Origin of the sequence: Chryseobacterium sp. RLHN22 (assembly GCF_051011795.1) — a bacterium.
Lineage (GTDB): Bacteria > Bacteroidota > Bacteroidia > Flavobacteriales > Weeksellaceae > Chryseobacterium > Chryseobacterium zhengzhouense.
The window spans coordinates 89,417-111,148 of record NZ_JBPCHW010000015.1; the positions used below are offsets into that span (position 1 = coordinate 89,417).

22 protein-coding genes and 1 pseudogene are annotated in these 21,732 nt (G+C 35.5%); 19 read left to right on the plus strand and 4 right to left on the minus strand.

Annotated elements, in window-relative coordinates:
* Positions 1-160: 160 nt before the first annotated feature.
* Both ACR1PN_RS14860 and ACR1PN_RS14865 read right to left on the minus strand, forming a co-directional pair.
* Positions 161-901 carry a DUF6261 family protein gene (locus tag ACR1PN_RS14860; protein ID WP_433980677.1) on the minus strand — a complete coding sequence of 247 codons (741 nt, stop codon included), beginning with the start codon at positions 899-901 and terminating at the stop codon, positions 161-163.
* A gap of 169 nt (positions 902-1,070) precedes the next feature.
* On the minus strand, positions 1,071-1,427 hold the full coding sequence (locus ACR1PN_RS14865; protein ID WP_433980678.1) for a helix-turn-helix domain-containing protein: 357 nt from the start codon (positions 1,425-1,427) through the stop codon (positions 1,071-1,073).
* A gap of 156 nt (positions 1,428-1,583) precedes the next feature.
* Between ACR1PN_RS14865 and ACR1PN_RS14870 the strand changes: the two genes are divergently transcribed.
* The 15 genes and pseudogenes from ACR1PN_RS14870 to ACR1PN_RS14940 all read left to right on the plus strand — a co-directional run bounded on the left by ACR1PN_RS14870 (position 1,584) and on the right by ACR1PN_RS14940 (position 13,222).
* Positions 1,584-3,095: a hypothetical protein gene (locus tag ACR1PN_RS14870; protein WP_433980679.1), complete on the plus strand. Its 1,512-nt coding sequence runs from the start codon at positions 1,584-1,586 to the stop codon at positions 3,093-3,095.
* Between the two features lie 11 nt (positions 3,096-3,106).
* Complete coding sequence (locus ACR1PN_RS14875; protein ID WP_433980680.1) at positions 3,107-3,661, plus strand: DUF6705 family protein; 555 nt, start codon at positions 3,107-3,109, stop codon at positions 3,659-3,661.
* Positions 3,662-3,711: 50 nt separating this feature from the next.
* Positions 3,712-4,269: a DUF6705 family protein gene (locus tag ACR1PN_RS14880; RefSeq protein WP_433980681.1), complete on the plus strand. Its 558-nt coding sequence runs from the start codon at positions 3,712-3,714 to the stop codon at positions 4,267-4,269.
* A gap of 50 nt (positions 4,270-4,319) precedes the next feature.
* The gene (locus ACR1PN_RS14885) at positions 4,320-4,871 is read left to right on the plus strand and encodes a DUF6705 family protein (RefSeq protein ID WP_433980682.1); all 552 of its coding nucleotides are present in this window, start codon (positions 4,320-4,322) and stop codon (positions 4,869-4,871) included.
* Positions 4,872-4,909: 38 nt separating this feature from the next.
* Positions 4,910-6,520: a hypothetical protein gene (locus ACR1PN_RS14890; RefSeq protein WP_433980683.1), complete on the plus strand. Its 1,611-nt coding sequence runs from the start codon at positions 4,910-4,912 to the stop codon at positions 6,518-6,520.
* Positions 6,521-6,531: 11 nt separating this feature from the next.
* Positions 6,532-7,194, plus strand: a complete 663-nt coding sequence (locus ACR1PN_RS14895; RefSeq protein WP_433980684.1) for a DUF6705 family protein — start codon at positions 6,532-6,534, stop codon at positions 7,192-7,194.
* A 75-nt stretch (positions 7,195-7,269) separates the two neighbouring features.
* Positions 7,270-8,082, plus strand: a complete 813-nt coding sequence (locus ACR1PN_RS14900; protein ID WP_433980685.1) for a hypothetical protein — start codon at positions 7,270-7,272, stop codon at positions 8,080-8,082.
* A gap of 35 nt (positions 8,083-8,117) precedes the next feature.
* Positions 8,118-8,270, plus strand: coding sequence for a hypothetical protein (locus ACR1PN_RS14905; RefSeq protein WP_433980686.1), 153 nt, complete (start codon positions 8,118-8,120; stop codon positions 8,268-8,270).
* Positions 8,271-8,320: 50 nt separating this feature from the next.
* Positions 8,321-8,596: a hypothetical protein gene (locus ACR1PN_RS14910; RefSeq protein ID WP_433980687.1), complete on the plus strand. Its 276-nt coding sequence runs from the start codon at positions 8,321-8,323 to the stop codon at positions 8,594-8,596.
* A 12-nt stretch (positions 8,597-8,608) separates the two neighbouring features.
* Positions 8,609-9,187, plus strand: a complete 579-nt coding sequence (locus ACR1PN_RS14915; protein WP_433980688.1) for a DUF6705 family protein — start codon at positions 8,609-8,611, stop codon at positions 9,185-9,187.
* Positions 9,188-9,219: 32 nt separating this feature from the next.
* A complete protein-coding gene (locus ACR1PN_RS14920) occupies positions 9,220-10,161 on the plus strand; it encodes a hypothetical protein (protein WP_433980689.1) in 942 nt (313 codons plus the stop codon).
* Positions 10,162-10,207: 46 nt separating this feature from the next.
* A pseudogene (locus tag ACR1PN_RS14925) lies at positions 10,208-10,741 on the plus strand (DUF6705 family protein); the annotation flags it as partial.
* Between the two features lie 102 nt (positions 10,742-10,843).
* Entirely contained in the window at positions 10,844-12,256 is a 1,413-nt protein-coding gene (locus tag ACR1PN_RS14930; RefSeq protein ID WP_433980690.1) for a hypothetical protein, read from the plus strand.
* Between the two features lie 24 nt (positions 12,257-12,280).
* The gene (locus ACR1PN_RS14935; RefSeq protein WP_433980691.1) at positions 12,281-12,856 is read left to right on the plus strand and encodes a DUF6705 family protein; all 576 of its coding nucleotides are present in this window, start codon (positions 12,281-12,283) and stop codon (positions 12,854-12,856) included.
* Between the two features lie 27 nt (positions 12,857-12,883).
* Positions 12,884-13,222: a hypothetical protein gene (locus ACR1PN_RS14940; protein ID WP_433980692.1), complete on the plus strand. Its 339-nt coding sequence runs from the start codon at positions 12,884-12,886 to the stop codon at positions 13,220-13,222.
* A gap of 135 nt (positions 13,223-13,357) precedes the next feature.
* On the opposite strand, the gene ACR1PN_RS14945 is transcribed toward ACR1PN_RS14940, so the two are convergent.
* Entirely contained in the window at positions 13,358-14,038 is a 681-nt protein-coding gene (locus tag ACR1PN_RS14945; RefSeq protein ID WP_433980693.1) for a hypothetical protein, read from the minus strand.
* Between the two features lie 220 nt (positions 14,039-14,258).
* On the opposite strand from ACR1PN_RS14945, the gene ACR1PN_RS14950 reads away from it, so the two are divergent.
* The 4 genes from ACR1PN_RS14950 to ACR1PN_RS14965 all read left to right on the plus strand — a co-directional run bounded on the left by ACR1PN_RS14950 (position 14,259) and on the right by ACR1PN_RS14965 (position 21,541).
* The gene (locus ACR1PN_RS14950) at positions 14,259-16,178 is read left to right on the plus strand and encodes a S8 family serine peptidase (RefSeq protein WP_433980694.1); all 1,920 of its coding nucleotides are present in this window, start codon (positions 14,259-14,261) and stop codon (positions 16,176-16,178) included.
* 85 nt (positions 16,179-16,263) lie between these two features.
* Positions 16,264-19,113 carry a SusC/RagA family TonB-linked outer membrane protein gene (locus ACR1PN_RS14955; RefSeq protein ID WP_433980695.1) on the plus strand — a complete coding sequence of 950 codons (2,850 nt, stop codon included), beginning with the start codon at positions 16,264-16,266 and terminating at the stop codon, positions 19,111-19,113.
* 19 nt (positions 19,114-19,132) lie between these two features.
* Positions 19,133-20,707, plus strand: a complete 1,575-nt coding sequence (locus ACR1PN_RS14960; protein ID WP_433980696.1) for a RagB/SusD family nutrient uptake outer membrane protein — start codon at positions 19,133-19,135, stop codon at positions 20,705-20,707.
* 18 nt (positions 20,708-20,725) lie between these two features.
* Positions 20,726-21,541 (plus strand): hypothetical protein, encoded by an 816-nt coding sequence (locus ACR1PN_RS14965; protein ID WP_433980697.1) that lies wholly within the window; start codon positions 20,726-20,728, stop codon positions 21,539-21,541.
* 60 nt (positions 21,542-21,601) lie between these two features.
* Here the strand turns inward: ACR1PN_RS14965 and ACR1PN_RS14970 are convergent, their stop codons facing one another.
* A complete protein-coding gene (locus tag ACR1PN_RS14970) occupies positions 21,602-21,718 on the minus strand; it encodes an IS3 family transposase (RefSeq protein ID WP_433980698.1) in 117 nt (38 codons plus the stop codon).
* Positions 21,719-21,732: the final 14 nt, after the last annotated feature.

Sequence of the window (21,732 nt, forward strand, 5' to 3'; positions counted from 1 at the left end):
GAATTTGTGATAAAGTTTCCAAGAGATTAGCAGTTAGTTTGTCATTCCGTAGGAATCTCAGCAATGCTTTTTAGGTATAGTCTAGATTCCTACGGAAATCGAAGATTCGACAAAGTCAATGACAAACTCCTTGTTGATTTGTAGTCAGCTAATTAAAGCCCTAAACAGTTGGAGTTTCCGAATTGCCTGTCGACGCACCATCCGTTCTGTTCACCAGCAGCTTGTTATACTGATCCGTCAGTGCATTAAGCTGGTTGATAACGGTAGCATAGGGCGAAGGCGGAGTTTCCACCAAAAGATGAAGCGCATCGATCCTGTCTCTTAATGCATAATAGGCTGCATTCGTTTCTTCTCTTTTCAGCTTAATGGTTTCGGGACTGGCGTCGCCGTATTCCTGCGTTCTGGAAAGGTACTTTGTATTAAACTCATCATTAGCGTTTTTCAGTTCATTTACCCAGGGTGACAGATTAAAAGAAGAAATTGCATCGATCAGCTCGGGCTTATTTTCCCAGTCGCGGATGATGTTGTTGAGGGTGGCTGTTTCTGCCTGGTAATTAAGCCTGGAGATTCCGCTGCCATAGAGTTCCATATTGGATAACAGGAGCTGTGCTTTCTGCTGTTTGTCAGCTTCAAAATGGTAAGTTTGGCTGAGCAGGAAATAATAAATTCCGTTGATGGCATCATCTCTTCGCTCATCAAGTGTTAAAAGCTCCTGCGTTTTTTCACTGGCTAAAGCTTTCTTGTATAAGGCTTCCAATTCAGTTATTCTGTTGTTGAAAGCAGAAAGTTTTGCTTCGATCCCTAGCTGGGTAGGGTTATTCAGGTTAATGATCCCTGAGTAGTCTTTCACGTATTGCAGATATTCTGCATTTCGAAGTTTTGGGAGATCTATTGCATTCATAGATGTGTTTTTATTTAAAGGTTAATGTGTCTTGTTTTCCCCGAAAGTATGGCGCAGGGCTGCGTTATTTTTCCGGGGCTTCCGAAAACCCGTCGCAGGGGCGCAGCAGGTTTTCGGATGTTCCCGAAAGGCTGTTGCGAGGGTGCGGCAGCCTTTCGGGAAAGGAGTTTTATGATGTTCTGCCCTGCGACTGGCTTTTCCAGAACTCGACCTGTTCTTTCAGCTCTTTAATGCGCTCTTCGTATTGTTCTACCAATTTTTCGGGAAGTTGATTTTGATATATAAAACCATTATTCCCACCATGCGTATTATCATAGTTAAATGAAAGAGAATCACCACTCAAAAAATCAAGAACACTTACTTCCAGAGCTTTGGCAATATGTTCTACCTGCTGAAAATCGGGTTTGCTTTTGTCGTTTTCGAAATTGGAGTAGGTTTTCTGCGAAACATTCAGCACTTCGGCAAGATATTCCTGCGTAAAGTTTTTGTTGATTCTCGCTTTCTTCAGTTTGTCACCTAATGTCATGGCGCGTTGTATTTTTTTCAAAAGTACATAAAAATTTCTTTTAGTAACATACTACGGAAACCAGTAATTTTTTTCCGTTTATTCCCTGGATATTTGTCACATATTTGTAGCATCATAAAAAAGTGATATATTTAACCGTTAATTTTAAAAACAAAGATGAGAAAAAAACTAATGCTCAGGCTCTGCCTGGTTCTTGCAGTCGCCCTTACTGCCTATTCCTGTAGGACAGACCAGTTCCATGAAAAAGAAACATACAGCAACAGCTCAAAATTCCAGCTGACCTCGAAACGTATTTCGCTCAATGAAGCAAAGCACAAAGACCTGCTTCTTCCTGAGATCGAAAAAGCTGAATCTGCATTTCAATCTTTATCTAAAAAGAATGTAAATGGTAAAGTGGTAGATTATGGGAGCGGCGTCTCAATCGATACCGATGATGTGATCTACATAGAGAACGGTGCCAATTACCACACCTATACTTTTAATATTAAAAGGCAGAATGCTCCTGAAGATGCTCCATTAGAAAACCTCCTGCTTTCTCCACTTCCGGATGGCACGTATCAGGAGTTTCTGATAACTTATAATCTTACCGCTCAGGAAAGGGAAAAAATAAGAAACGGAGAACCTGTAAACACAAAAGGGAAAACCACGATTGCCGAACTGGCAAAAGGTACATTCAATTCTGGAGGTCAACTGGCAAAGATGAGCTGTAACTGGACTGAACAAACAATTTATGTAACGTGTAGTGACAATGTACATAATGCGTCTAATGTAGAACAATGGCATCAATGCAAAGCGGCTACACCGCCAGGTGTTTACACTATTGTAACCGGTGGCTGCATTACCGAGCAGCCTGAATATATAGATCCGGGAAACAGCGGTGGAGGTAGTTCAGATGGTGGCGGAGGACCTGGTGGCGATGGTTCTAATGAATGTACTACAGTCGCCAATAATCCTGGTGAAGTAGGTATTATCGATGAAAACGGCTGTAATGTTGGTGGAGTTACACAGCCGAATGATCCACCTGTGAAAGGTAATCCGTGCGAAAAAGTAAAAAATATTACGGATAATACAACAGGGCTAAAAAATAAAATCCAAACTTTAAATACCCCCGCGAACTTAGCATTGAATTATGAGAGAGGAGCAATTGTAGCCGATAACGCACAAGGAGAAAGTGTGGTTACATCTGTTGATGGAAACCCTGGAGAAACCTTGATTAATGTATTAACACCTCCTACTGGGGAACAGACAGCTTTTATCCATACTCATTTCGAGGGTTCTACGATGTTGCCTATATTTAGCTTTGAAGATTTGGGTGTTTTTGACGCGATTCATTTCCGAAGATTTACCAATAATAAACCTTTGGATAAATTGACTATCATGGTGATAAGTAAAGCAGGTGTATATGCGCTATTGGTTGATAATTCTACTCGTTTTTATAATGCAGGTGGAGAAATGATGACAAATAGAGATAATTTATATAAACAATATTATGGCAAACTTCCACAATTGGTTAATGTTACTTACAATGATATAATCAAACAAGTTGTCAGTGTTTTGCCTGAATTTGGTCTCAGCTTATACAAAGCAACAGATGATCAATTGAATGGCTGGAATAAAATGGTTTATGATCCAGCAACAGATACAGTTAATGAAATACCTTGCAATTAAAAATAAACAATATGAAACAAATTTTAGCCATATTATTATTAACGATGACTGTAAATTGTAAAGCGCAGTCACCAGTTTATACTTTAGGGAGTAATACTCCAACAAGAATACCTATTGATTCTTATATTAAAGACAGTGATAATCTATTAGATAAATTTGTTGGAACCTGGAAATATAATCAGAATGGAAAAATTTTCACAGTAAATTTACAAAAATCAGAAATGAAAAAGCTTGCAACTTATTATGTCGACGAGTTAAATGGTTTTTTTAAATACATAGATAATAATTCTACTATTGTAGATACAAGTAGTTATCCATTATCTAACTCTAAAATCACAGGAGCATGGATCTCGGTAGATAATCCTAACAAAGTCATATTACTTTTTAATGACCCTGAAAGACCTAAAATGTCATCAAGAGTAACATTAACTTATTCAAACATTAATGGAGTTGAAAAGTTACATTGGGATTTAAAATTGACAGGCTATGTTTCGTCACGTGATCCCAATATGAACCAAGCAACAGATTTCAGAGTTCCTACAAATGTGGAGCTAATAAAACAGTAAATATGAATAGGTTGTTTTGTAACAACCTATCCATTTAGAAAATGCAAATTATGAAAATTTTTTTAGTCATATTATTATTAACAATGATAGTAAACTGTAAAGCGCAGTCACCAGTTTATACATTAGGGCAAAGCCCTATCAATAAACCACAAAATTCTTATGTAAAGGATACTAATAATATCTTAAACAGGTTCGCAGGAACATGGGTTTATAGTCAAAATGGGAAAGTATTTACAATAATTTTACAGAAATCAGAAATGATTGATTTAAACGATTATTATGTTGATGAGCTGCAGGGAAACTTTAAATATTCAGTGAATAATAATATGATAGCAAATACAGATACATCAAATTTTTCTGGTAAAAATTCAACTATTTTTGGCTTTACACTATGGGAAGGGAACCCTAATAAAGTAACTTTGTTTTTTAGTGATCCTGAACGTCCAAAAATAGGTGCAAGGGTAACATTAACTTATTCAAACATAAATGGAATTGAAAAGCTACATTGGGATTTGAAATTGACAGGCTACGTTTCGTCACGTGATCCCAATATGAACCAAGCAACAGATTTCAGAGTTCCTACCAATGTGGAGTTAATAAAACAGTAAATATGAAGAGGTTGTTTTTATAAAAAACCTCTTCATTTAAAATACAAATTATGAAACAGTTTTTAGCCATATTATTATTAACAATGATAGTAAACTGTAAAGCACAGTCACCAGTTTACACTTTAGGGCAAAGTCCTATCAATAAACCACAAAACTCATATATAAAGGATACGAACAACATTCTAAACAAGTTCGCAGGAACATGGGTTTATAGTGAAAATGGGAAAATCTTTACAATAATTTTACAGAAAGTCGAAATGGTTTTTATAATAGATTACTATAAAGATTTATTAAAAGGAAAATATAAGTATACAAATAATGGAATTACTATTGTAGATACAAGTAATTTTCCTCTTTTAAATTCAAAACTAACAGGTGCTAGACTTTGGGAAGGAGATCTTAATAAAGTTACATTATTTTTTTATGATCCTGAGCGACCAAAAATGTCAAGTGAAGCTACATTAACCTATTCAAACGTTAATGGAATTGAGAAACTGCATTGGGACTTAAAATTGACAGGTTATATTTCTTCCCGTGATCTCAATATGAATCAGGCGACGGATTTTAGGGTTCCTACTAATGTGGAGTTGATAAAACAGTAATAATAGAAAAGCTCTGAAATGAGGTTTCTATTTATATTATGGGAAATCTACTGTTCAGGCTCTGCCTGGTTCTTATGGTCGCCCTTACTGCCTATTCCTGCAGGACAGACCAGTTCCATGAAAACGAAACTTTTAACAACAGCTCGAAGTTTCAGCTTACCTCGAAAAGAATTTCATTGGATGAAAGTAAGCACAAAAGCATACTTCTTCCTGAAATCGAAAAGGCAGAAGCTGACCTTAAGAATACCAAGGCCAATGTAAACGGAAGGTTGATCGATTACGGCAACGGAGTTTCTATAGATACCGATCAAGTGATCTATATCGAAAACGGTCCGAATTTTCATACCTATACTTTTAAAATCAAAAGAGAGAACGCTCCGGAAACTGCACCCCTGGAAAATCTTTTGCTTATGCCGACTGCAGACGGAAGCTATAAAGAATTCTTGGTAACCTACAATCTCACTGCTCAGGAAAGAGAGAAGGTAAGAAACGGAGCGCCGGTAAATACCAACGGGAAAACCACGATTACCGAACTGGCAAAAGGAACGTTTAATTCCGGTGGTCAGCTTGCCAAATCGACGATGGTATGTGGCTGGAGCAATAGTGTAAAATGGGCTCTTTGTTCAGAAGGAGTACATGGTGAATCTACTTATGGTTCCTGTCAATTTGTTGGTGATTTCGTAGACAATGCAGGTAATCCGGGTTTTCCACCTTATCCGTACCTTGTAAGCACCTACAGCTGTGTGGAACAGGTGGACGAAACATTTATGCCGACAGATCCCGGAAGTGGGGGAGGTGGGGGAGGCGGTCCCGCAGGAAATGGTCCGGATGAATGCACTACAGTCGCCAATAATCCTGGTGAAGTAGGTATCATCGATGAGAATGACTGTCATGTGGGTGGTGTTACACAGCCGAATGATCCAAGGCCAGGGCAGAAGTACCCTTGTGAACAATTGGAATCTTTAGGAGGAAAGCAGTATTTCAAAGATAGAATGGACCAACTTAAAAATAATGTGGATGATGGAACACAAGAGTTTGGTTTTGTATTGCATGAAAACAGCGGTACCCCTATTTCTTATTTGTTAATGGGTTCAAATCAAAATGACACCAATGCGATTGACTATGGAACATATTATCAAAGTTTATCGAATGACATGGCAAACTCATTGTATGGTAATGCTCATAATCACTTAAAATCAGATACAACACATATAGGTATTTTTGCTCCATTCGATTTGAATTCCATAGCTTTGTTTGGAACAATAGAAACTCTCCCCCAAAGTACTTACTACAGTCCTGTGCCTAAAAAAGCTGTAACGTATGTAATTACAGATATAGGATTGTTTGCTTTGAAGATTAAAGACATAAATAAACTCAAAGCGTTTGTAATAAATTACTCAGGATGGTCAAAAAATAAAAAAGAAGAATATATGAAAGATAAATTCGAAAATCAAGAAGAATATAATATTAGACATAATTCTACGCATGATGAACAGGTTACAGGGTTTTTAAGATTTATTAATGATCAAGATATTGGGGTGGAATTATATGAAGGGAGCAAAGACACTTATCAGAATTGGAGAAAACTTGAACTCGTAAATAACGGAAGCGGAAATTATAGCTTTAATGAGATACCATGTAAACTTTAAAAATGTAAAGTATGAAAACAATTATATATAAAATTTTATTATTTAATTTTAGCCTAACAACTTTCACAATGCTTAATTCACAAACAATAATTGTGAGAGGTCAAAATAATGGAGCTTTGTCTGAAAATTTTTTAAGCTCAGGACAATATTATTATAAAGATGTAAATAATTTTCTTAATGATTTTATTGGGACTTGGGAATATATAAAAGGAAGTGAGAAATTTCAAATTACCTTAGTTAAATCTACAAAATATCATATTATTTACAATGATGTGGGATTAAATTTTTTTGAAGACAGAATTAATATAAAATACAAAAAATCCCAAAATGGTAATCTTATTTTTGAATCACCATTTTTTGACGAACCTTCCTTCATTAGCGAAAACGGTCAAAAGTTACAAGGTTCATTTGTAGATTATGGAAGGGTAACCGTACCAGTCAATTGGCCTTCATTTTCTAATTTAGGAGTGCTGCATCAAGGAGGTGAGTATTATCGTCCAACATGTATTATAGAGAAAATGCCCAATATCCCAAACGAGCCGCAAAGAATAAAATTCAAACTGTATTTAGAAAACTTTACAGGCGGTATTGGTGATCCTTATAAAAACCCTTTATACAATGGTCAACCCACGTTAAGCATTCCTAATATGGTGGTGATGAAGAAAGTACCTTAAAGAATTTAAAAAATTACATAGTCTTTAGAAAAAGCTGAGTTTAAATTTTTATCTAAAAAGAATTTAAACGGAAGGTTGATCGATTACGGCAACGGAGTTTCTATAGATACCGATCAAGTGATCTATATCGAAAACGGTCCGAACTTTCATACCTATACTTTTAAAATCAAAAGAGAGAATGCTCCGGAAACTGCACCCCTGGAAAATCTTTTGCTTATGCCGACTGCAGACGGAAGCTATAAAGAATTCTTGGTAACCTACAATCTCACTGCTCAGGAAAGAGAGAAGGTAAGAAACGGAGCGCCGGTAAATACCAACGGGAAAACCACGATTACCGAACTGGCAAAGGGAACGTTTAATTCCGGTGGTCAGCTTGCCAAATCGACGATGGTATGTGGCTGGAATAATAGTGTAAAATGGGCTCTTTGTTCAGAAGGAGTACATGGTGAATCTACTTATGGTTCCTGTCAATTTGTTGGTGATTTCGTAGACAATGCAGGTAATCCGGGTTTTCCACCTTATCCGTACCTTGTAAGCACCTACAGCTGTGTGGAACAGGTGGACGAAACATTTATGCCGACAGATCCCGGAAGTGGCGGAGGTGGCGGCGGCGGTCCCGCAGGAAATGGTCCTGATGAATGCACTACAGTCGCCAATAATCCTGGTGAAGTAGGTATCATCGATGAAAACGGTTGTCATGTGAGTGGTGTTACACAGCCGAATGATTCTGGTGTCGAAGATAGTAGAACACCCTGTGAAGTTTTAAGAGACAACTCTGCAGATCCTGTATTTCAGGCGAAATTAGAAAGCCTTAAAAATCGAGTAGTGACGTATAATGATAAGCACGAAACGAGCATTACCGTAAAAAAGACTAAAAATATAAGTTAAGTGCAACTCCTACAAATATTGGTTTTGCCAACACCATGTCGGTAAAACTTGATCTCTCACCTTATGATATTGCACAAATGCATAATCATGTGAAAGATTATCTTCCCATATTTTCCTTTGCTGATATTGTCACGTATTACGAGGGTTATCAGTATCTTGTAGCATCAAGATATATATTTCTTATGTAACCAGCGAAAACGGAACAACGTATGCTATAAAAATAAATGATCCATCGTTTTTGGCTACTCTTTTTGCAGGACTTGATTTAGATACGGATCAAGGAAAATATGATGCGAAAGAGAAAATAAGAAAAATTTATGATGAATATGGTCAAATTAAGCCTGAAGCCTTTATGAAGGCGGGAGCAGAAAAACTGTTGATGAATGTATTGAGCGACCCAAGAATGGGGAGTGGAAATGGAATTCAAATTTATAGAAAAGACGGTGATGTCTGGGGCAAACTAAAATGGGATTCTGCAAAAAATGTAATTAAAGAAAACTGTACGTTTAACTAATAAAATAATAAAATGAAAAAGATAATTTTAATAATTATAATAATATCTTCGATATCATGTAAAAGTCAGAATAAAATTATAGATATAATTAATGTTTGTAACAGCCATCCATTTAATTCAATGAATGGAAGTTTATATAAAAAGGATATAAGTAACATTTATCAGCCATTTATAGGTACTTGGAAATGGACAGAAGGAAACAGGGAAATGACACTTGTCTTGATTAAACAAGCTAAGTTTCACTACAGTTCTGGTATTGATAATTTTTATGAAGATAGGTTGGTAGGCTATTATATTTATAAGGAAAACGGTATAGAAATAATAAACACCTCCAATGTTGACTTAATGAGTGATTATAGTTTTAAAATTGGTTTTGATATTCATTGTGATGATGATACAGGTATTTATACAGTAAATTTTAAAGATATTCCAAAAAATAAATATTATGAAGTAAAGTTGGAGAAGTTATCCTCTACCCAGATGAAATTTACTGGCAAGATGGGAGAAAACAGCATTATTAAAACGAAGACACCAACATTGGTTTATGGCGGATATAGTTTTCCATTGGAGATGGTTTTCACAAAGCAGTAACATAAGCGCCCTTTAACGAAGGGCGTTTTTTGTTGAATTATTACCGACAATTTGTTGGTGATTTCGTAGACAATGCAGGTAATCCTGGTTTTCCACCTTATCCGTACCTTGTGAGTACCTACAGCTGTGTGGAACAGGTGGACGAAACATTTATGCCGACAGATCCCGGAAGTGGCGGAGGTGGTGGCGGCGGTCCCGCAGGAAATGGTCCGGATGAATGCACCACAGTGGCCAATAATCCTGGTGAAGTAGGTATCATCGATGAAAACGGTTGTCATGTGGGTGGTGTTACACAGCCGAATGATACAAGACCAAAAAATCCTTGCACAAAAATAAAGGAACAACGGCAAGATGAAGAATTTTCTAAAAGAATAGATACTCTTAAAACAAAGATTTCATTAAAAAAAGAGACGGGATATATTCAAAAATTTGGAGGAGATTATGTGTATAAAGATAATGCAGGTGCTACAGATAATGCAAATACCTTGAGGTTGCCCGATGTTGAAACAAACACTTATATTAAAGGATTTATACATACGCATGTGAATGATTATGAATTTCTTAATGCAGAAGGATATGGAATAGGTAAGAAAGGTATTAAGATGTTTTCTCCTGCAGATATAGCATATTTTATGGATTTGGTAAAAAATGCTCAAACAAAAGGGCAACCGCTAAGTGATGTATATGCAGTAATGGTTTCCAGTGTAGGGAACTATCAGATTCGTTTTACAGGAAATGAGTATCAAATAAAAACTTTTACTGACGCCCAAAAAGAAGCATACAAAGATCCTTTTATTGACTTTATTTCTAAAAATAAAAAAATGAGTTTAGAATTGAAATTTCTTAAATTTATTGATGAAAATATGAACTTAAAAGGTATGACATTGTACAGGATGAACTCAGATGGCAGTTCAACTGAAATTAAACTAAACGATGATAAGACAGATACAATTGATACAAATTGTCCACAATAAATAACAAATTTTATGAAAAATACATTTTTAATTCTTATTATATTTTTATTCTTGTAAATCTCAGATTATTTCATTGGAACAAGCTGTAATCTATGAACAGCAAACAGGAAGTGTTCCTCAAAGTACAACCTACATAAAAGATGTCAATAATTCATTGAATAAATATATAGGGATATGGAAGGGGGATTTGAATGGAAAGACTTATGAATTTAGTTTTATTAAAAAGGAAAATGTAGGAGGATATGATGTCAATTGGGACTTTTTAGTGGGAAGATTGAAGGTGTCAGGTTCTAATGGAAATGTAACTTACAATACATTTAATGAACAAGATGATCTAAAGACTAAATTTAAAGGAATTAACTTTCAATCTGACCTGAAAGCTTATAAAATGTATTTTGTGGGCAATAGTGTAGGATGTGCGGAATATGGAGATGTCTATTTAAGGATACAACCTTCCACACCTTCACAAATGACTATTCTTATGCTTCCGGATAATGATATTGTTGTTGAAGGAAAATGTCCTGTAAATTTTCAACCTACGATTCCTTATGAACAACTCATTCATTTGGTAAAACAGTAATAAATTAAACCTCTGAAAGGAGGTTTAGTTTGTCTTAAGCTGTTCATTTGTAAGGTGATCTCCAAGAGGATATCTTTAAACGATAGCAGGCACAAAAGTGTCTTGGTTCCTGAACTTGAAAAGGCAGAAGCCACTTTTAAGAATTCTAAGACCAATGTCAACAGAAGAGTGATTGATTATGGAAACGGTGTTTCCATTGATACCGATCATGTGATCTACATAGAGAACGGTGCCAATTACCACACCTATACTTTTAATATTAAAAGGCAGAATGCTCCTGAAGATGCTCCATTAGAAAATCTTTTGCTTTCACCTCTTCCCGATGGCACTTATCAGGAGTTTCTGGTAACTTATAATCTTACCGCTCAGGAAAGGGAAAAAATAAGAAACGGAGAACCTGTAAACACAAAAGGGAAAACCACGATTGCCGAACTGGCAAAAGGTACATTCAATTCTGGAGGTCAACTGGCAAAGATGAGCTGTAACTGGACTGAACAAACAATTTATGTAACGTGTAGTGACAATGTACATAATGCGTCTAATGTAGAACAATGGCATCAATGCAAAGCGGCTACACCGCCAGGTGTTTACACTATTGTAACCGGTGGCTGCATTACCGAGCAACCGGAATATATAGACCCTGGAAACAGTGGAGGAGGCAGTTCAGATGGTGGCGGCGGACCTGGTGGCGATGGTTCTAATGAATGTACGACAGTCGCCAATAATCCCGGTGAAGTAGGTATCATCGATGAGAACGGTTGTCATGTGGGTGGTGTTACACAACCGAATGATTCTGATGATCCCGACGAAAGAACCCCTTGCGAAGTATTAAAAGAAAATTCGGAAACTCCTTACATACAGACGAAGCTCGATAGCCTTAAAGAACGTGTGGCTCTTACAACTACGGGTAGAGATCATCACGAAACCGGAATCACCATAGCTAAGAGAGGGGCTACACTAAGACATAAAGTTTTTAAGAAACCTAAGGAGACCGGTATTCCAGGAGTTGTTTCAGTAGAAATAGGGCTTCACCCCTGGGATATTCTTGCCGCACACAATCACTACGAAGGTACCTTCCCGGTACCGCAGTTTGGGGATATTCTTACGTTCTACAGCGGATACAAAATTTCTGCCCCTGCCAGAACAAATGCTTATACGAACTATGTCGTTAATTTTAATGGTATAGAATATGCGTTTAGGATGAATGATACTACAGCGTTAGATGCTTTGCTTGCGGGTCTTAATCAGGATACCGTTGATCCTCCAGCTACAACAGAACAAGATGATAAAGCAAATAACTTAATTTATGAAGTTTATAGAGCAAATGGCTTTAAAGAAGACAAAGATTATACAGAAGACGAAGCTTTAAAAATATTAATGAACGTGTTAAATGATTCAGACATAGGAAGTGGAGATGGCGTACATTTGTATCGAAGAGACAAAACAACCAAGCGTTGGGCAAAACTTAAATTAAACCCTGACGGGACAGTGGGACAAGATGATTGTCCGCTATAATAATTAACAGATAAAATCAAAAATATGAATAAAATAGTTTTAATATTAATATTAGTTTTTACTTTGTCTTGTAAAGCACAAACAAACATTATAGATATTACAGATCGATGCAATCATCTTCCATTAGATAGAAAAAATGGAAGTCTTTACTTAAAAGATGTTAACAATATATATGCTCCTTATGTTGGGACTTGGAAATGGTCATCTAGAAATAAGGAAATGACTTTAGTCCTAATTAAACAAACAAAATTTCATTATACACAACACAGTCACAATTATTATAAAGACCGTTTAGTTGGGTATTATATTTATAAAGAAAATGGAGTTGTTATAGCTGATACTTCAGGAGATAATCTACAAAATGATGTCGGAATAGCTGTTTCTTTTGATATTTCTTGCGATTCAACAATAGACACAGGTTTTTTTGTGGATAGAAACAAAGAAAAAAGAATTACCGTAAGTTTAGAAATGCTTTCACCCACACAAATGAAGTTTATAGGTAAGATACCACAACATAGCTCTTATGTAAATCCTAAAAAACCAAGAACTTTGTATTTGGGTTCTACTTTCCCGTTGAATATGGTTTTTACGAAGCAATAACAAAAACGCCCTTAACGTAGGGCGTTTTTGTTTAATTATTACCGACAATTTGTTGGTGATTTCGTAGACAATGCAGGTAATCCCGGTTTTCCACCTTATCCGTACCTTGTGAGTACCTACAGCTGTGTGGAACAGGTGGACGAAACATTTATGCCGACAGATCCCGGAAGTGGCGGAGGTGGCGGAGGCGGTCCCGCAGGAAATGGTCCGGATGAATGCACTACAGTCGCCAATAATCCTGGTGAAGTAGGTATCATCGATGAAAACGGTTGTCATGTTGGTGGAGCTACACAGCCGAATGATCCACCTGTGAAAGGTAAGCCCTGTGATAGAATTGTTGCAGAAAGTAGTAAAGCAAAAGAATAAGAAAGGTATTAAGATATTTTCTCCTGCAGATATAGCATATTTTATGGATTTGGTAAAAAATGCTCAATAAAAATTGGCCTTATACGAAGCGAAAAAAAACCAGAATTCATCTGGTTTTTATAAATTTTATTATGATTATTGTTGATTAATGAAAATAACTAATTTTTTTAAATCATCTTCTTTATCGAGTTTTATTTTATTTTCCTTAAAAAAAGAGGTTAATGTATCTTTTTTTTCTGGAATTAAATCAATAATCTGTTTTTGATTTTTTGGTTTTTTAATTGTCTTACCGTTATAGACTAAATAATAGGTAGTAACGGGAGAGCTAAATGATGCAGGTTGATCACTGCCATAAGGAGTTGAGGCTGGTTTAACGTCAATAAAATTAGTTTTCACCTTCTTATATAGTGACGACTTTCCATTTACTAATTCATAGTAATATCCTTCTGGTTCATTATCAAGACTCATTAGTACAAAAACCTGCTTAGGGGACGAAACTTCAAGTCTGGCAAATTTGTTTTCTTTTGGAAGTACCATTATGGCTGTGTCATTTTTAAATTCTATTTCATCTTTATAGGAATTGTATCTAATTGCAGTAATTTCATAGTTTTCTGCAATTTTAGCATTTTTAAAAGCCTTATCAGGATAAGCTGAGCCTGAAATCTCGTCGTATTTTAGTGTTTTACCCGAAGCCCCTGTAATGCGATTGTCAAATGCAGTTCCCGCTAATAAGTCATTTCTGGATAAAATCATTGTGTTTTGCGCAAATGCAGGTATACAAAATGCACTAGTTATTATAAGCAATATTTTTTTCATAACTTTCAATTTATATTCAAAAATACAAAAAACATATAGATAATTATTAAATGAGCAAATTATTCTTGTTTTTTTTAATATAAAGCTTTTATGTTAAAAAATTTGGTGGTTTAGGTTTTTTTTAACATTTTTGCAAGAATTTTATAAATACTGAGGTGATTTAGCTTTTTACTTATAAAGTTTAATTGATATTATATTAAACGAAGATAAAGAATAAAAAATGAAAAAGACATACTTTTTAATAATGTTCTTGCCTATCTTTATCTTTTCTCAAACTAATGAGGAGAGAAGGAAAATAGCAGAGAGTTCTAATAAAGCAGCAAATGCAACGCTTCGTCAGGAGTTGCAAAGTGATGAGAGTAAAAGAAAGAATAAAATACAAAATTACTTAATTCAAAATCCAACAGCAAAAAAGATCGTTAAAGACGATGCTTCTGGAAAAATCGAATTAACTGATATTCTTCCAGACGGAAGTCCTTTGTATAAGGCAACTACTAATGAAGGATCTGCAATTACAGCTAGAGCAACATCATTATATAATGGCGGAAGCTTAGGTTTGAATATCCAAGGACAGGGTATGATAGCCGGAGTATGGGATGGTGGTCCAGTTCGGGATACTCATCAAGAATTTATGGTAGATGGATTTACGAAAGTTTCGATTCTTGATTTTACGTCAACGATGTCTGATCATGGAACTCACGTAGCTGGAACGATTGCTGCTAAAGGTGTTATTCCTGCTGTGAGAGGTTTAGCGTTTAATTCTTCCATAAAGTCTTATGATTGGAACGATGATCTTACAGAAATGCAAAGTGAAGCTTCTACAGGTTTATTGGTTTCAAATCATTCATACGGACCAAGCTTAACTAATAATAGCCAGCTTTGGGTTTTAGGGGCTTATATTAGTGATGCTAGACAACTAGATGCATTATGCTATAATAATCCTTTCTATCTTCCAGTTTATGCCGCGGGTAATGATAGGTCTAAAACAGCTGTTCCTTACGGAACTCAGAACGCCTCAAAGTTTGGATACGATTTAATAGCTGGTGATGCTGTTGCTAAAAATGCGCTTACCGTAGCTGCTGTTAATCAAGTATTACAATACGTAAATGATGAAAGTGTAGTGATGTCGTCATTTAGTAACTATGGACCAACTGATGATGGAAGAATCAAGCCAGAAATTTCAGCGAAGGGAGTAAATGTACTATCAACTACCAGTAATACAGATACATCAATAGGTTATAAAGATGGGACTTCGATGGCTGCGCCGGCGGTTACGGGTGTTGTGACGCTATTGCAACAATATCATAATCAACTCTATAATAATTATATGAAAGCAGCTACAGTTAAGGGGTTGATTATGCATACTGCAGATGAAGCTGGTGGTGCGATTGGTCCGGATTATGGATTTGGATGGGGCTTAATAAATGCAGAAGCTGCAGCAAGATTGATTAGAGATAAAAACTTGTTGTCAAACAGAAGTGTAATTAGAGAATTAAATCTGAACAATGGATCTACATTTACAGAATCTGTTAATATGACTAGTAATAGACCTTTAAAAGTTTCTATTTCCTGGACTGATCCTGCTGCGCCAGTGGCATCTGTGAATAATGGTGTTATTGATCCTTCGACAAAATATTTGGTAAATGATTTAGATCTTAAGGTGGTTGCTGAAGACGGTACAGTATATTATCCTTGGAAATTACAAGGTTTGGCGAATGCATTTTCACCAGCTACTAATAACTCCACAAATGACGTTGATAATTTTGAAAGAGTAGATATTCCAAATGCTAATGGAGTATACACTATCTTAGTTACACATAAAGGTTCGTTGGTGGATTCAAATCAAAATTTCACGTTAATAGTAAATGGACAAAATCTTTCTATACTTAATACCAATGATGTAAAGCAAAAAGAAAATCTTATTCAAATTTATCCTAATCCTGTTAAAGATGTTTTGAATATTAGGAACAGTAACATTGAAGCTCATGTGGTAATTTTGGATACTACCGGCAGAATAGTGGTTAAAGATAATGTTAAAGATTCTAAAATAAATGTGCAAAATCTTGTTCCCGGAAATTATATGCTTATATATTCTGATAAACAAAATAGAGAAGTGAGCTTGAAGTTCATTAAAAATTAAGAAAATAATTATCTAAATAAAATCGTTTGCAGATGTTAAATATTTTTAACATATTTGCAATATTATAATATTAAAATTTGTTAATATGAATGTAAAATTAAAAGTATTAAGTGTTGGTGCACTATTCTTTTTAGGTTTTCAAAGTATGCAAGCGCAGGAAAGCGTGAAAGATACCATTAATAAACCTGTAAAAGAAAAAGAAATTGAAGAAGTTGTTGTTGTAGGTTATAAAACCACTACAAAAAGCTCGGCTGTAACTTCTACTGCAAAAATTGGCAGCGAATCACTTAATAATCGTCCTAGCTCGAACGTACTAAATGCAGCGCAAGGGCAGTTGGCTGGTGTTAATATTGCTACAGGTACAGGGCAACCCGGTGCTACACCGACAATTACTGTTAGAGGTAAAGGTTCTTTATTAGGTAATACCGAGCCTTTATATGTGATTGATGGTTTCCCTGGAACTAGTGAAAGTTTTAGAAATATAAATCCGAACGATATTGAAAGCATGGAAGTTCTTAAGGATGCTTCTGCACTTTCGCAATTTGGTAACAGAGGGTCTAATGGAGTTGTAGTAATTCGAACCAAGCGTGCAAGGTATAATCAAGGTGTTAACTTTGGATACAGCTCTCAATTTGGAGTATCTCAATTACAGAAGCACAGATATAATCTTGCTAATTCTAGAGAATTATTAACTCTTGAAAAAATGATTGGTAGAGGTCCTGGTGCAAGTATGACGGATGCCCAAATTGCAGATTATAATGTTGATACAGATTGGTTAGATTATTTCTTTCAGCCTTCTATTTTGCAATCGCATGACTTTTCAGTGTCTGCTGGATCTGAAAACTTAAATAATTATACTAGTATTGGATATTTAGATCAACAAGGGTTACTTGCAACTACTGGAATGAAAAGATTTTCATTAAGAAACAACTTAAATGGTAAATCTAAGAATAATAAATTCAATTTCTCAATTGGTACTGCATTATCATTAACTAGAAATACGCAAGCTTCGAATTTAAACACAGGAGGAGTGAATCAAAACCTTGTCTTGGGAGCAATGAAAGGAGCACCACATATTTCTCCGGACAAATATCAAGGAAGTCAGGATTTATTAGCTCTATATCAAGCCACTGGTAATTTTTTGTATACTCCGTTGTTTTTGATCGATAAGGAAAGAACTTATAGAGCGTCTACTGACGAAGTGAGAATAGATGTTACTACTGAAGCATCATATAAATTTTTGCCTACTTTAACGGGGCGTGTTCGTGCTAATGCTACGTTCAGGAATTTAAATGATAATGCATGGCAACATCCTATTTCCTTTAATTCATTTGCTCTTCAAAGCTCTTTAGAATTTAAAGGTCAGGAAGATATGGCAAATTCTAGAATATTCAGTTTCAATAATTTAGCGCAGTTAGAGTATAGCGAAACATTTGGGGATCATAAAATCGGAGTTCAGGGAGCATTTGAGTTCAATAATAATATGCTACAACAATCGTCTCAAAGACAGATCGGATTGAATCCAAGAACTTGGGTGCCAGGAACAGGAACAGGTTATATTACTAACACAGCTGCAGGTTATCTTCGTCCAATTAGTGTTGGTCAGGCTAGGCATAATCTGTTTTCTTATTTTGCTAATGCGGACTACGACTATGCTGGTAAATACGGTTTGGCAGCTAATATTCGTTATGATGGATCTAGCCGTTTTTCAGAAGATAATGTTTGGGGTACCTTTTGGTCTATTGGAGGTAGATGGAATATCAATAGAGAGAGTTTCATGGAAAATGTAACTTGGGTAAACGATTTGAAACTTAGAGGTTCATATGGAACTGTAGGAAATGAGCGTGTTTTGCCAGGCGTTTTTGAAGGCTTAAACCCTCAGAGATATCTTAATACTTTTTCAGTCACTTCTTCCCCTGCATATGGTACAGGTTTAGGTTATGGTATTAATCTAGGTTATCCTGATCTAAGGTGGGAAACTACGCGTACTTGGAATGTAGGTTTAGATTTTGAATTGTTGTCAAGAAGAATTAGAGGTCAATTTGACGTGTACGATAAGACATCAAAAAATATTTTCTATCCGTGGCCGCAAAGTCCTTTATTAGGTCAGACTTCTTTAAATAAAAATTCCGACATTGATTTAAAGAATTATGGTTATGAGTTAAACTTAGCTATTGATGTTATTAAAAATACTGAAGGAGTTAATTTAACGTTGCGTGGTAATGGTGCTTTAAATAAGGAGAAAGTATTTAATATTCCGGAAAATCCATTGATTCAAGGAGCGACTGTACAAACTTACTCAGCTAATGGAAGTATTTGGCAAGCTCCATATGTTTATCACTACTTGGGAGTAAATCCGAATAATGGTAATTTACTATTTGAAAGTGCTAACGGGAGTCCTACAGAGTCACCGACAGATGCCGATTTAAAGCCATTAAAATATAACTTTAGAAATCCGAGATATGTCGGAGGATTTGGTTTTGATTTTGATTATAAAGGTGTTTTTGTTAACACTACATTCAATTATGTTGCTGGTATTTACAGATATGACTATGATATGTCAGGATATTATAGTCCAGATGATGTAGGTCAGTTCAATGTCTCAAGAGATTTATTGAATGCGTGGACTCCAACAAATACAAATACTGATATTCCATCAAATACGGCTGCAAACAGAAATTTCGAAACTAGATCAGATCGTTTCTTAGTTGAGTCATCTTATTTGAGATTAAGAAATCTTCAGATTGGGTATCGTATTCCACAAAGTGTTTTAAATGGTACTTTTGTAAAAAGTATGACAATTATGGTGCAAGGTGAGAATCTATACACATGGTCAAAATGGAGAGGTTTTGATGCTGAAAGTACAAGAGCGGCAGATCAGTATGGGTATCCTACGCCAAAAATTTTCACATTAGGAATTGATGTTAAATTTTAATTAAAATTAATATAATACAATGAAAAATATTTTTAAAATTTCTATATTGTCATTAGGTGTTCTTTTAACAAGTTCATGTAATAGAGATTTATTAGACACATATTCTCCTGGGGTTATTTATGAAGAGGATGCTCTTTTAAGCAGTGCAGATCTGCAATTGCTACTTAACTCGGCACTTACTACTATGGGGAGTAGAACTGAATCAGAAGTCGTTTCAATTTTTACCGATGAGGTGGGAATTGGCTTTGCTAACGGTGGACAAGGGATAAACGATGATTATGTTTTTTTCTTAAATTCTGGATCTGATCTACCAACTGCTTTGTGGGCTAATACGTATGCAAGTATTTCTAGATTAAATAGAATTATTGATGCTTCAAATAAAATTGTACCTGCTAACACTGCAGATGCTAATGTAATTGCTAATATTAAAGCTCAAGCACTGACTTTAAGAGCCTATGGACATTTATTAATATTAGGATATTTTAGTACAGATCCAACTGATAATAATGCTTTAGCTGGACTTATCTCTAATAGAATAGATGTTTTTGATGTAAATGATTTCCCTAGAAATACCAATGGAGAATTCTATACATTTATTCATAAGGATTTAGATGATGCTATTGCTCTTTATCAGTCATCTGGTGTTGCAGCAAATCCAAATTATGGAAATATCAATTTTGCTAGAGGGCTTAAAGCGAGGTCTTATGCTTATAAAGGAGATTACATTAATGCAGAAATTTGGGCTGATCAGGTGATTAATACTGCAGGACTTATTTTAGCAAATAAAGCAACATATAGATCAATATTCTGGACTGATGCTGTAGCACCTGAAGTTATTTTTAGAATACAAAGAATTGTGCAGCAGAATAATCAAGATACAAATCTCCACAATGCTTGGTTTTCACTACAACCTACTGCTACTGGCGCACCTTCTTTTGAGGTAAGTAGAGCTTTACATAATAAGCTGAATCCAGGTAATTTAACTGCAAATACTTTAGGTACTACGGTTGCCGATGTAAGAGCAAATGTGATTATTGGCCCTGACTCTTCTATTGACCCTAATTACGCTTTTGCACCGGATTATAGAAATTCAGACAGATTAATAATCAATAAGCATGGAGGTCGTTTGAACACATCATCTGCATTTTGGGCTGATACAAGAGCAAATGCCAATAACAATTCGTTCAAAATCATGCGTCTATCAGAAATGTACATGATTAAAGCAGAAGCAAGAGCTCAGGCTAGTGATTTTGCAGGAGTAAGAACTGCAATTAAAACAGTAAGAGATGCTCGTTATGGTGCATCAGTAACTGTTACCACTCCAGCAAATGCAACTGCAGCTTGGAAAATGATTCTTGACGAAAGAAGATTAGAATTTGCTTTTGAAGGATATAGATTTATGGATATTAAGCGTTTAGGCGCAAAAGCTAATTCTGGTCTTGACAGAGATCCAGCTGATTATAGCTCTCTTACCTCAAACTATCCAGCTGCAAATCCTGTTAATCTACCGTTAACAAGTTACAAATGGACACTGCCTATTCCAAATGTTGAAGTTAATGTGAATTCGCTTATTGTACAAAACCCAGGTTATTAATTTTAAAATCTTCAAAAAATGAAAAATATATTTAAATTCGTCTATTTATTAGTTGCTCTATTTGCAATTAGTTCTTGTGAAGATGGCACAGAAAATTCGATGTATGAGGGGGAGCCAACATCATTTTTTCTCGATAAATTTGCTGTAGCTAAAGGACCAGGTGTCGGTTATAAAGATTTTGATATTAAAATCGGGACTATGAGTCCGTTAAGTTCTCCAGCAGAATTTTCAATTACTAGAATTAGTGGAGATGCTGTATTGGGAACTGATTATGAAATTCTTAACGGGGGTAAAGTACAAATTGCTGCAGGGAGCAATTTAGGTATTATCAAATTGAGAGTTTACGGAGCAAATTTGTCACAAACTGTTGCTAAAACATTAGTTTTTGATCTCATTTCTCCTTCAGTTAGAAAAGCTGATTACAATACTACAATAAGCTTATCTTTAATTTTTGGATGTGATTCTGCTTTAGAAGGTACATATCAGTATTCGACAGTTAATGCTTTTGCTCCAGGTCTACCTGATGTTCCAGGTCCATTAACGGGTACTGTAGTTTTTTCTAAAGTAGGTGATGGTCTTTATCAAATTTCTGATTCCAGTTTTGGTGCTTTTGCACAATTCTCTGGCTATCAACCAACTTCTACAGGTGTTAGAATTGAGGATCTTTGTGGTAAGCTCACATTCAAGACTGCTAATCAATACGGAGATACATTTGCGATTTCTAATATAGCAGTAGCTGGAAATAAATTAACCTTCAAATGGACAACTTCATATGGAGAATACGGTACAACTACTTTGACTAAATCAAATGGTAACTGGCCAGCTCTTTATTAAGAAATAAAAGGAAATAAAAAAACCGTCCCTAATAGACTGCACCCAAAAGTTTAGACAAAATTAAACAAAATTATTAAAGAAAAGAGTTCGGTACTGTACCGGGCTCTTTCCATTTAGATTTAATCGTATTCTGTCGTTGTTGTAATAAGTGATGTATTGTTTTATTTCTTTTTTCAACTCATTGATTGTTT